The sequence below is a fragment of the Paraburkholderia sp. HC6.4b genome (assembly GCF_014200875.1).
Classification (GTDB): domain Bacteria; phylum Pseudomonadota; class Gammaproteobacteria; order Burkholderiales; family Burkholderiaceae; genus Paraburkholderia; species Paraburkholderia tuberum.
The window spans coordinates 373,389-385,971 of the sequence record NZ_JACHDC010000004.1 but is presented as its reverse complement, the minus strand read 5'-3'; the positions used below and the strand labels follow the sequence as shown (position 1 = coordinate 385,971).

9 protein-coding genes are annotated in these 12,583 nt (G+C 60.7%); 8 read left to right on the top strand and 1 reads right to left on the bottom strand.

Annotated elements, in window-relative coordinates:
* The first annotated feature begins 64 nt into the window (after positions 1-64).
* Positions 65-1,660: an intermembrane transport protein PqiB gene (locus HDG34_RS08375; RefSeq protein WP_184059137.1), complete on the top strand. Its 1,596-nt coding sequence runs from the start codon at positions 65-67 to the stop codon at positions 1,658-1,660.
* Positions 1,661-1,710: 50 nt separating this feature from the next.
* Positions 1,711-2,346 carry a membrane integrity-associated transporter subunit PqiC gene (locus tag HDG34_RS08370; RefSeq protein WP_184059135.1) on the top strand — a complete coding sequence of 212 codons (636 nt, stop codon included), beginning with the start codon at positions 1,711-1,713 and terminating at the stop codon, positions 2,344-2,346.
* Between the two features lie 275 nt (positions 2,347-2,621).
* Here HDG34_RS08370 and HDG34_RS40120 read toward each other — a convergent pair whose 3' ends face one another.
* On the bottom strand, positions 2,622-3,365 hold the full coding sequence (locus HDG34_RS40120) for a TetR/AcrR family transcriptional regulator (RefSeq protein WP_184059133.1): 744 nt from the start codon (positions 3,363-3,365) through the stop codon (positions 2,622-2,624).
* A 143-nt stretch (positions 3,366-3,508) separates the two neighbouring features.
* Here HDG34_RS40120 and HDG34_RS08360 point away from each other — a divergent pair, with 143 nt between their 5' ends.
* From HDG34_RS08360 to HDG34_RS08335, 6 genes are all read left to right on the top strand, one after another.
* On the top strand, positions 3,509-4,249 hold the full coding sequence (locus HDG34_RS08360; RefSeq protein ID WP_184059131.1) for an FAD-dependent monooxygenase: 741 nt from the start codon (positions 3,509-3,511) through the stop codon (positions 4,247-4,249).
* Between the two features lie 57 nt (positions 4,250-4,306).
* Positions 4,307-5,377 carry a VOC family protein gene (locus HDG34_RS08355; protein ID WP_184059129.1) on the top strand — a complete coding sequence of 357 codons (1,071 nt, stop codon included), beginning with the start codon at positions 4,307-4,309 and terminating at the stop codon, positions 5,375-5,377.
* Positions 5,378-5,412: 35 nt separating this feature from the next.
* Entirely contained in the window at positions 5,413-6,369 is a 957-nt protein-coding gene (locus HDG34_RS08350; RefSeq protein ID WP_184059127.1) for a fumarylacetoacetate hydrolase family protein, read from the top strand.
* Positions 6,366-8,342, top strand: coding sequence for an acyl-CoA synthetase (locus HDG34_RS08345; RefSeq protein WP_184059125.1), 1,977 nt, complete (start codon positions 6,366-6,368; stop codon positions 8,340-8,342). Before HDG34_RS08350 ends, HDG34_RS08345 begins: the two co-directional genes overlap by 4 nt.
* A 388-nt stretch (positions 8,343-8,730) precedes the next feature.
* Positions 8,731-9,453 carry an OmpW family protein gene (locus HDG34_RS08340; RefSeq protein WP_184059123.1) on the top strand — a complete coding sequence of 241 codons (723 nt, stop codon included), beginning with the start codon at positions 8,731-8,733 and terminating at the stop codon, positions 9,451-9,453.
* 145 nt (positions 9,454-9,598) lie between these two features.
* On the top strand, positions 9,599-12,577 hold the full coding sequence (locus HDG34_RS08335) for a molybdopterin-dependent oxidoreductase (RefSeq protein ID WP_184059121.1): 2,979 nt from the start codon (positions 9,599-9,601) through the stop codon (positions 12,575-12,577).
* Positions 12,578-12,583: the final 6 nt, after the last annotated feature.

Here is a 12,583-nt window from a genome sequence, read left to right as displayed (position 1 = left end):
AATACCGTGCTAGCGGCGTCCGCACTCCTAAATAACCTCATATTTGCGAACTACTCTCCGAGCGATGCATCTTCCCACGCCACCCAGACCTGACATCAAGCCACGAAAACGCTGGATTCCCTCCCTCATCTGGTTAGTGCCGCTCATCTGTGCGCTGATCGGTGTGGCGCTGGTAGTCAAATCCGTCACCGACAAGGGACCGACAGTGACGGTCACGTTCAGCAACGCTGAGGGCATGGAGGCGGGCAAAACGAAGGTCAAATACAAGGACGTGGAGATCGGTTCGGTACAGGCGGTCGCGCTGTCAAAGGACCTGCAGCACGTCATCGTCACGATCGAGCTGACCAAACAGGCAGAAAAATTCGCAAGCCGCGGCACGCGCTTCTGGGTGGTTCGCCCGCGCGTGGGCGCTAACGGAATCTCGGGCCTCGGTACGCTGCTCTCCGGCGCGTATATCGGTGTCGACGTCGGGCAGTCTTCGGAAAGGCAAACCGCATTTGTCGGCCTCGAAAGTCCGCCGATCGTCACGTCCGGGCAGCCGGGGCATCAATATACGCTGAGGGGCGACTCCCTGGGCTCCGTCGATATCGGCGCGCCGATCTTCTACCGTCGCATCCAGGTGGGCCAGGTGGTCGGCTTCTCGCTCGATCCGACCGGCGCGGGCGTGGTTGTCAATGTTTTCGTCAATGCCCCGTTTGACCGGTATGTCGGCACCAATACACGGTGGTGGCACGCAAGCGGTGTTGACCTCCGTCTCGATTCGAATGGATTGAAGCTCAATACACAATCTCTGGCGACGGTGGTCGTCGGAGGCCTGGCGTTCCAGTCGCCGCCGGGTCAGGACGCCGGACAACCGGCCGCTGACAAGGCGGCGTTCCGACTCGCATCGGACGAGTCGGACGCGATGCGCGAGCCCGACGGCGCGCCGCTCAATGTCGTGATGCGGTTCAACCAGTCGCTGCGCGGCCTGTCTGTCGGCGCTCCCGTCGACCTTCGAGGCATCGCGCTGGGGCAGGTGACGGACATCGGTATCGAATATAACGAAAAGGAGAAGAGTTTCAGCATGAAGGTATCGATGGCGCTGTATCCCGACAGGCTCAGCCGGCGCTCCAACGAAGCGCTACCGGCTCCGAACTCGCAGGGTGGTCATGAGTTGCTGGAAAACCTCGTCATGGAGGGAATGCGCGGTCAGTTGCGAACCGGCAACCTGCTGACAGGCCAGCTATTCGTGGCGCTCGACATGTTTCCGAAAGCGCCTCGGGCGAGCGTCGATGTTCATCGCAATCCTATTGAACTGCCGACTGTGCCTAACACCCTCGACGAACTTCAGGTGCAGATTGCCGATATTGCGAGGAAGCTGAATCAGGTGCCGTTCGACAAGATCGGAGCCAATCTTAACGGCGCACTTGAAAACGCCAACAAGCTGTTCGGGCACATGGACACGGAGATCGTTCCGCAAGCCCGCGACACACTGGCGGCCGCGCAGAAAACCTTCAGTACCGCCGAAACGACGCTCCGGCAGACCGCGCCCCTGCAGTCGGACATCCAGGATGCGATGCAGGAAATGACACGCACCCTGCAATCCCTCAATGCGCTCGCCGATTATCTGGAACGTCATCCCCAGGCGCTCCTGTTCGGCAAGAAAGGAGACCAACGGTGAAACTGATCCAATCCCGCGCGCGGCGCGCGATCGCCCGTATTGCGACCGTCATGGGTCTGGCCGCGCTGAGCGCCTGTGCTTCCCCGCCGGCCCGCTTCTATACCCTCGGCACTGACAGCGAACCGACGCGTGCAAACGTTTCGGTCAGTCCGGCCTTCCGGATCGACATGCGCACAGTGAAGGTGCCGGTTTCAGTCGCAAGGAGCCAGTTCGTCGTACACGTCGATGCGGCGCGCGTCAGGATTCTGGAAAACGAGCGCTGGGCATCGCCGCTTGCAGACGAGATCCGCAATGCGCTGCTCGCGGCCGCGACTCGACAGGCGGGCGGCCCCGACACGGACCAGCCTGGTCACGCCGAGGACGCTCGCACGTATCAGGTCTCCGTCGACGTGCAGCGTTTTGAATCGTGGCCGGGCTCACACGCGCTGCTTGACGTCACCTGGAGTGTACGCAAGTCGAACGACTCACGAACATTGACCTGCCGCAGCATAGTCAGCCAGCCCGTATCGGCCGGCTACGATGCACTCGTCAACGGCCATCGAATCGCAGTGAGAAGGATAGGCACTCAAATTGGCGAAGTGGTCCGGGAATTTTCGGCGGCGCCGTTCGAGTCCGCCGTTGCACCGGCGCGCATCCCTGCGAGTACGAGAAGTTCGGCGTTGTTATGCCCGGCTCTAGCAGGCTGAACCGATACAGGAATTGGTGCCTCACGCACCGGGATGGAAATGGAACGAAACCGCCACCGCAACTATGTGGGAACATTCAAGATCGTCGGGACCGATGCTTGCAACAGCAGCGGGAACGACGATTCCTGTTTGCGCAAGGAGCGCGAGCCGATTGCTAGCGTCGAGGCTTTAGCAGGTAATTGAGTTTAATCGCTAGCGGCCCGAGCGGGCTTCTCCGCCGGGCCGCACCCGGCTGACTTCAGGCCGATCAGACCGATGGCGCCGGACCTCTTGATTCAATCGGCGTCGACAGTCTCCTCCACGACCGGCAGCGGACGCGCTGCAATCTTCTCCGCCTCCGCGCGCTTGAGTCCGAGTGTCTGCAGCAGCATTGCTGCAGTACGCTCAGGGAAGTGCTCCCCGCTAAAGCCAAGCTCCTTGAGTACGCTTGCCGCGGGCGCACCCGGTGCGACGAAGTTCAGCTCGGCGGCGATTGCACAGAGGACCGTACCGGCTACCGCAAGAAATCCGATGAACGGGTCGGCGACCACAAAGCGCTTCGCGGCAATGCCATTCACAATGTCGCGCAGCAGCCGCTGGCCCAGTCCGCGGCTCATCGCATGCGTTGGAATAAACCCTTCACGTACCAGGAAACGTCCCCACACGGGGTCTTGCTGCGCACGCAGGACCGTATGACGCACGGAGACAGCGATCACCTCGGCCGGGTCGGAAAGGCCAGCGGCGAGGCGATCCATCATGTTAGCGAAATCCTCAAACACCTCGTCGACAAGCGTCGCGTAAATCGCCTCCTTCGATTCAAAGTGGTTGTAGAACGAGCCAAAGCCAACATCAGCGGCTTCGGTGATTTCATTGATCGCCACGCCCTCCATGCCTTTTTCGGCCATCAGCCTGAGGGCGGCGTCGAGCAGACGGGCACGCGTCTCGCGCTTGCGACGCGCACCGCGCGGCTCGCGTTGTTCGGGAATGGCAACCGGGGCGATTGGCGCCGCACGGGTAGGACGCTTTGTAGTGTTCGGCATGATGGATCCAAGCTTTGGTTATGCCTAAGTATAGATCGTAATGTCTAGGTTGACAAAACGCTCACGAATGACTTTAATGTCATTAAAGGCGACCCGAAGGCCGGCCTTACATACAAGTACAACAGACAACATCTGGAGTGACTGTGGAGACAGCAGCAAAGGACGGCGCCGCGCCGTGGAGCCGGCATGAACAGGTTCGTCCGCCGATTGGCGCATTACCGTCGGTGGTTGACGTCTTACTGGTGGGTTGCGGACCCGTCGGTGCAACGATTGCCAATCTACTGGCGCGCTACGGCGTGCATGTATTGATTGTCGACAAGTCGACCGAGGTTTCCATCGCGCGCCAGGCAATCGAGCTGGATAACGACGCGCTGCGCATCCTTCAGCTTGCGGGCATTGGGGAGCAACGTGCGCAGCCCGAGGAATCGCAGATCCAGCCGAAAAAAACAACTAGAAGAGGTGTGTTTGTCAAAGGCCGCTCGCCGACGAAGCTTGTGCGCGGCGCAGTCATTGGGCAGGGGCGGGTACGTGGTTCAGATGGCAAGGCGCGTCCGAGCGACGAGGTGTTCGGGCAGGGCCTGGTGCTGATTGGATTTGGCACAGATGCCCGAGCCTCGCTTGATTCTTCTGAGGCAGCAGCCTTCGCGCGTGCCGGCGGAAGCACTGTGCAGATCGCACACCGTGGAGAGCGGTCGCATCTCGCTCGGCATGACAGCTGGGACGACCTCGACGGTGTGTTCCTTCCGCGTCTCGTTCCGGTTGGTTGGGCCGCCGTGGTGCGGCCAGACAAGACCGTCGTTCACGATGGCCCGGCGACCGATGCGTCGCGGCTCGTGCGCGAGAGTCTTTCCTTGCTCGGTCAGCACTGCTGGGTCATGCAGTGATCGCGAAGCCGCATGCCGTCTCGAAACCCCATTCACACCGTGTGATTTCTTATCGCCATGAACCTGACCACTGTACAACCAGCCCGTCACCCCGATCCTACGACGAAAGCGTCGGCATTGGCCTATCTGATATTCGACCGGCCAGATCTCGAGAAAGCCGAGCAATTTCTCAGTGACTTCGGGCTCCGAACGGTATCGCGCGGTGAAGCGCTCCTGCTGCTGCGGGGAACGGGTGCTTCACACTTCTGCTATGTCGTCCGGAAGGCCTCGAAATCCCGGTTCGTTGGTTTTGGGCTACAGGTCGACAACGGGGCCGAGCTTGATGCACTTGCAAAACTGCCGGGCGCCTCCGACGTCGAACGCTCGCCCCTGCCCGGCGGCGGCTATACGGTACGGCTGACCGATCCTTCAGGCTTTCGCGTCGACGCGATATGGGGCCAGCAGCCAGCTTCGACGTTGTTTCATCGGCCACCCTTGCCGTTCAACTCCGTGGATGCGACGGTCCGGATCAACGGCACGCAGCGACCGCCCGAAGGCGCGCCGGAAATTATCCGGCTCGGACACGTCGTGCTCGAACTCGTTGACTATCAGGAAACCTGCGCGTGGTATACGCGGCATTTCGGCTTCATCCCCAGCGATGTGCAGGTGCTTCCCGATGGTTCGCCCGCCGTCGCGTTCATGCGGCTCGATCTCGGCGACAAGCCAGCCGATCACCATACGCTCGCGCTTGCACAAGGCTTCGTGCCCACCTACAGCCATAGCGCGTACGAACTCGTTGACGCCGACGCGGTTGGCATGGGCCAACGCATTCTGCGCGACGAAGGTTGGACGCACGCGTGGGGGATCGGCCGGCATAAGCTGGGCAGCCAGATCTTCGATTACTGGCAAGACCCATGGGGCGACAAGCACGAGCACTATTGCGACGGCGACCTCTTTACGGCGGACGCGCCGACGGGTGTCCATGCGGTGAGCCGCGAGGCGATGGCCCAATGGGGACCGACGATGCCACGCAGCTTCACGAAGCCCAGGTTCACACCCGCGAGCGTCGTGGCACTTTTCAGAAACCTGCGCCGCAGCCCCGACCTGACGTTGAGCAAGCTGCGCACGTTGGCGAAGCTTTTCGCCTGAACCACCCCACTTTCATAGAATCCGGAGATCGATAAATGGCACTTCACGTTCTGCATTACCTTCATGATGGCCGCGCCCAGTGGGGCGTAGTCGCCAATGGCGCCATCACGCCGATTCATGGCGAATTCAAGTCGACGGCCGAGTTTATTGAAGCCAATCCCGTCGAACGGCTGGCGGTACTGGACGGTTCTCCGATTCCCGAATCGGATGTGCAATGGCTGTCGCCCGTGACGGCCAACCAGCAGTTCATCTGCCAGGGCGCGAATTATCGCCAGCATATGATCGACTCGGGCATGGACCCGGACGTGAAGAAATTCAACATGATCTTCACGAAGGCGACGAGCTGCATCGTTCCTGCCGACTCGCCCCTCGTGAAGCCCAGGGAGGTGCAGTTCCTCGACTACGAGATCGAACTCGGTCTTGTGCTCAAACGCGACGTCACCTCCCGCGAAACGGTCACCGACGAGAACCTGCATGAGTACATTGCTGGCGCCGTGATCGTCAACGACTACTCCGCGCGCGATATCCAGATTCCGCAGATGCAGTTCTACAAGGGCAAGAGCTACCGCACGTTTGGCCCTGTCGGCCCTTACCTTTGCCTCCTTGAGAAACATGATATTCCGAAGTTGAAAGAGCTCGTGCTGACACTGACGGTCAATGGAACTGTCCGCCAGAATGACACGACTGCGGGTCTCGTCTATGGACCGGCAGAGACCTTGACGGAGCTTTCCGGCGTGCATGATCTGCGCATCGGTGACCTGCTCGCGACGGGCACGCCATCTGGCTGTGCACTGAGCATTCCGTCGCCCGAAAAGCAACGCGCCGCGGCGCAGCTGCCTGAAGCGGAAAAATGGCGTCTTTTCCTGAAGATGCAGGCGGACAGGCCGCAGTACCTGAAGGTGGGGAACGTCGTGGAGGCGCATATCGTCAGCCACGATCGCTCGATCAATCTGGGCGTGCAGCATAACGTCGTTGTGGAAGAGGCAGCATGAAAGGCATCGCAAACGTAGACGAAGTCCTTGCCATCGAAACGCAAGGGCTGCCGGCGGATCTCCCGTCGAGCACCTACGAGATGATCTGCCGGGGCGCGGCGATTAATCCATCGGCACCGGCACTTTCGTTCTTTGCAACGGCCGACGACTATCGGAACGCCGAGTGCTGGACATATAGTGAACTCGTCCGAGATATCACGCGCACCGCGAACATGTTCTCGCGCCTCGGAGTACAACGCGACTCAGTCGTCGCATATGTTCTACCCAACCTCCCTGAAACGCACTTCGTGATCTGGGGTGGGGAGGCCGCCGGAATTGTCTGCGCGATCAATCCATTGCTTGAGCAGGAAGCCATCGGCCAACTCCTCAACGCTGCAGGCGCCAGCGTGCTGGTAACGCTGGCGCCGTTTCCCGGAACTGATCTTTGGCAAAAGGTACAAGCGGTGCTGCACAAGGTTTCTTCGCTGAAGGATCTGGTGCTCGTGAATCCGGCCGAACGTGTGACGGGTTCAAAACAGTCCGCGACGCGGATGCTGCAGCGTAACGAGTGCTCAAGGCTGCACGGCGAGGGCGGCGTGCGGGGCGCGGTTCCTGCGCATATCGAGATCCACGACTTCGGCGTTGCCATCGCGCAGGAGTCGGGAACGGTACTTCAAGGCGCGCGGCACTTTGGCGCCGACGACGTGTCGTCGTACTTCTGTACGGGCGGGACGACCGGCCTGCCGAAAATTGCGATGCGCCGCCACGGCAATGAGGTGGCTAATGCCTGGAGCACGGGTCAATTCTTCGGCGACAGCGTCGGGCCAGGTAAGACGCTTTTCTGCGGACTGCCACTCTTCCACGTGAATGCCGTCATGGCAACGGGTCTCCTGCCTTTTTCCAAAGGCGCCCAGGTCGTGCTCGGCACGCCACAAGGCTATCGCGGCGATGGCGTTGTCAAACGTTTCTGGGAAATCGTCGAGCATCACCGCATCAATTTCTTCAGCGGTGTCCCGACGCTTTATGCGGCGTTACTCGATATTCCTGTCGGCGAGCACGATGTGAGTTCGCTGGAGTACGGACTGTGCGGTGCGGCTCCCATGCCGGTCGAAGTTTTCCGGACCTTTCAGGAAAGGACGCGCATCCGGATTCTCGAGGGCTATGGCCTGACCGAGGGGACCTGCGTGAGCAGCGTCAATCCGCCGCTGGGGGAGCGCAGGCTGGGCTCAATCGGGCTCCGCATTCCGGGCCAGGCGATGAAAGCCGTCATCGTCGACGCTGACGGGCGATATGTACGGGATTGCGAGATCGATGAGGTCGGCCTACTGACTATTTCCGGCCCGAACATTTTCCTCGGGTATATCGTGCCCGAGCAGAACAAGGGGCTCTGGCTGGACCTCGGCGATGGCAGGTGCTGGCTCAATACCGGCGACCTCGGTCGATGCGATGTCGATGGTTATTTCTGGCTTACTGGTCGCAAAAAGGAAGTGATTATTCGTGGCGGTCACAACATCGATCCGGCAGCGATCGAGGAACCGCTCTATCGCCATTCCGCCGTCAAGATCGCGGCGGCGGTCGGTCGTCCCGATGCACACGCCGGGGAGTTGCCGATTGCCTATGTCCAGCTCAAACCGGGTGCAACCGCGACTGAGGACGAACTCGCCGAGTTCGTGCGACTCGAGATAGGCGAGCGCGCGGCACTGCCTAAACGGATCAGAATCCTGGATGCGATGCCGTTGACAGGCGTGGGCAAGATTTTCAAGCCGGGGCTGAAACAGCGCGAAACGGTAGACGCGTTACAGTCGGCACTCGTGGAGGCTGGCGTCGAGGGAGCAACCGTTAGGATCATTGAAGATACTTCGCGCGGGCTTTCGCTTCACGTCGAACTTCCCGACCCCGCGCTCGAAGCAGTGGCGACTTCCGCGCTCGGGCGCTTTCCGTTCGCATTTTCGCTTTCGGTTGCCGCGAGGCCATCGCGGAGCGAGCAATGTTGATGTACCAGCGGCGATAGAGAGTTAAACGCTCGCGTCGGTTTAGAGGAAAGAGGATGAATACTGCTTCAGAAAGGTCCTTGCGTTCGCTTGTTGAAAAATGGCTCGGGCCAATATCGGCGACTGCGTGGTAAGGATAACGCGAAAGCGTATTTCCACATAACGTGTACGAGGCAGTAGCGGTGTTCTAAACATTCGTGCCTGTTTCATGTCATTTAGTAAAACTACCTAATCAGACATAACCGGCGGACCTGATAAGCGGTCGAAGCCTATGAGGAACGACGCAACGACCCCAGACGGAGCGCCGCATCGGTTCCACAGGAAGCACCACGGGTTCACAAAAATGCCCGGGCAACGAGACAGGAGAAGACACGTGAGGAATTACAGACAAATGATCAGCTCTGCCGGTATGGCGGCTTGCCTCTGCTCGGCTGCGCTGACCGACAATGCAAACGCCCAGTCGGCGGGAAGCATTACGCTGTCCACAGGATGGCTTCACATCGCGCCACAGGGCGACGCAACGCCACTCACCGTGGAGAGTATTGGCGGCGAAACGGTGAATCGCCAGCTAGCCGGTAGTGGGGCGCATGCGACGTCAACGAATACGGTGGGAATTACCACCGAGTACTACGTCACGGACAACATTGGCGTCGCTATGCTTCTGGGACTGCCATTGACAGTAAATCTGGTTGGCGATGGGACGCTGGAGAAGTATGGCAACCTCGGCTCGACGAGGCCAATGCCGCCCGCCATCGAACTTCGATACCACCTGTTTTCGGCCGGCTCGAAATTCCGTCCATTCATCGGTTTGGGTGTGAACTATACGTGGTTCACCCAGGTTCGGACAACCAATAGCCAGTTTGTCACTGATAGCGTTGGTCCAGGTGGTTCGGCACACGCAACACTCAGTTCATCGTGGAATCCGGTATTCGAGATCGGGGCAAGTTACGCCATTACACAACACTGGTCTGTCGGAACCTCTGTGAACTATATGCCGGTGAAGACCAACCTTACGTTAGACGGACACACCGCGACTGGAACGCAGATCGTTTCCAAATCGACGCTCCGGCTCGATCCCCTGAGCGTCTTCCTGAACGTCGCCTACACGTTCTAGCGCGTACGACTCGTTAATGCACCGATCGAGAGATTTGAATGCCCATCGAAGACATCGACTACGTTATTTTTCGCGCCCCGGGCCTGGCTGCGGTCCGCGACGTCATGCCACCGCTAGCGCACCCCGCTTCCCTTTGGATCGAATAATGAAACGACAGGTCCTCAAGACTATTCTTTTTGCTTTGCCCAAGGTTCTTGACCTGACGGCACGCCGCTTTCCCGCTTATCGTGATCGTCTGAAGGAGCGCGATCTCGTCGCCTGGATCGGACTCGCGGATCAAAGCATCGGTCGCGTCATCAAGTTCAGGAACGGACGCGTCCGTTCTAGCGCCGGCAGGCATCCGCGGCCCGACGTGAGCATGGTCTTCAAGGACGTCGCCACCGCCCTGAAGTTCCTTTCTCCCAATCCGGACCAAGGCGAAATCATCCACGCTGCCAAGAACTTCAAGGTGGTCACCGAGGGCGAGGACGAACTGCTGGTTTGGCTCATGCAGACCCTGAGCATGATGCGGACCGTCGGCCTGCCGATGGGCACGCCTTTGCGCGACGGCACCCGCCGCTACACCACCTGCACCAACGGCGGGCCTCTGTTCGTCTACGTCAAGGATGGCCGCGTCGTTCGGGTGACGCCCATCGAGCTGGACAGCACGGATGCGCCAAGTTATGTGATCGAGGCGCGCGGCCGCCGTTTCAGCCCGCCACGGCGTGGCCTGGTCGCGCCCCACGCGTTGACGCTCAAGTCGCTGGTCTATTCCGACAAGCGCATCCTTCACCCCATGAAGCGGGTCGACTTCGACCCTGACGGCGAACGCAATCCCCAGAACCGGGGCAAATCCGGCTATGTGCGTATCAGTTGGGACGAGGCCCTGGACATTGTCGCCAGGGAAATCAACCGGCAGAAGCGCGTTCACGGTCCCGGTTCCATCACCTTCCCGATGTCGTCCCATCACCAGTGGGGCAACGTGGGTTACTACCTCAGCGCGCTGACGCGCTTTGCCAACCTGATCGGCTTTACCCGGGTCGCGGCCAATCCGGATAGCTGGGAAGGCTGGTACTGGGGTGCCATGCATCATTTCGGCAACTCGATGCGCGTCGGCGTGCCATCCGGCTATGGTGGCGTCGAGGATTGCCTGAAGGAAGCCGACATGATCGTGTTCTGGTCCTGCGACCCCGAAAGTACCAACGGGGCCTATGCGGGATTCGAGGGGACTCCGCGGCGCCTGTGGGCCAAGGAACTCGGCATTGAGTTCGTTCATATCGACCCACACTGCAACCCCACGGCGCAGTTGCTGGGCGGGCGCTGGATTCCGGTCCGACCGCAAACCGATGCTGCTCTCGCCACCGCCATCATGTACGTGTGGGCCGTGGAGGGCCTGTACGACGAGGATTACATCGCCACCCGCACGACCGGTTTCGACGAGTGGAGGGCCTATCTTCTGGGCGAATCCGACGGCGTTCCCAAGACGCCCGAGTGGCAGGAGGGCGAAACAGGCGTGCCCGCCAAGGACGTCCGTGCGCTTGCGCGCCGATGGGGGAACAGGAAGGTCCATCTCGCGGTCGGGATGACCGGCGCGGGATTCGGGGGCGCGGGCCGCGGTGCGACCGGAGCGCAATGGGCGCGCTGCATGATCATGATGATGGCGATGCAGGGCTGGGGCAAACCGGGGGTCAATTTCGGCTGCCTTGAAGCCGGGGTGCCCCACGACCTCCATTTCTATTTCCCCGGCTACGCGGACGGCGGCATATCCGGCGACCTGGCGTGGACCGCCAATGCGGTGAACAATTACCAGCGCATGCCGCACATTCTGTCCATGAATCCGGTCAAGCAGATGGTCCCGCGGCAGCAACTGCCCGACGCCATCATCAACGGCCATGCGACGGGCTACCTCTGGGACGGCATGTCCCAGGAAGCCCAGTTCGCGCCGTTCAGCTACCCCATGCCCGGATATTCGCCGATCCACATGATCTACCGCTACGGCGGGTCCGCCTTCAGCACAGTGACGAATTCCGGACGCTGGGCTGAAGCCTACCGGCACCCGAGCATCGAGTTCGTGGTCAACCAGTCGATCTGGATGGAGGGCGAGGCCCAGTTCGCCGACGTCATCCTGCCTGCGTGCACCGCGCTGGAGCGCTGGGACATCGGCGAATGGGCGAATTCCGGCGGCTACGCCCATCATGGGTTTAGCACGGTCAATCATCGCGTGATGACGCTGCAGCACAAGTGCATCGAGCCTTTGGGCGAGTCCCGTTCCGACTACGACATCTTCGCCGCCATCCTGACCCGGCTGGGCCTTGGCGGGGTGTTCACCGAGGGATGCAGCGAACTGGACTGGGTCAAGCGGGTCTTCGACTCGTCGGACCTGCCTGATCACGTTTCGTGGCGCGAGTTCTGCCGCAAGGGCTATTTCGTCGTGCCGCCCGAGAAGCCCGAGTTGCGCCATCCGGTGGACATGCGCTGGTTCGCGGAAGGCCGGCGCAAGGACCTGCAGGAACCCCATCCGCTGCCGTCCCAGTTCGCCGAAAAATTCGGCATGGGCCTGCAGACGCCGAGCGGCAAGCTGGAGTTCGTGCCCGAGTTGCTGAAGCGGCACACTGCGGACAATCCCGAGCGACCACCGCTCAACCGATACATCCCGTCCTGGGAGGGGCTGCGCTCGGACCTGGCCCAGCGTTATCCGCTGCAGTTGATCGCCACTCACAGCCGTTACAGCTTCCATACCCATTGTGATGGCAAGAACTCCTCGGTCAACAGCATCGATGACCATCGCGCGCTGATTGGTGGCCATCGCTTCTGGCTCCTGAGACTTAGTCCGACCGATGCGGCCGTTCGAGGCATTGACCATCGCGATCTCGTCAAGGTGTACAACGACCGCGGCGCGGTGATTTGCGCAGCCGACGTCTCGCCGCTGGTTAGCGCGGGAGTGGTCAAGTCGTATGAGGCGAGCGCCGAATTTCAGCTGGTCGAAATAGACGGCGAGTGCGTCGAGATTGGCGGTTGCATGAACATGCTCACCCCTGACCGGCCTCAAACCGCCGGCACGAGCAGCATGAGCCCAAATTCCTGCCTGGTGCAGGTCGAGAAGTGGCAAGGCACCGAAGCGTTCATGCTCGGTCGCGCCGCGTGAGGAATT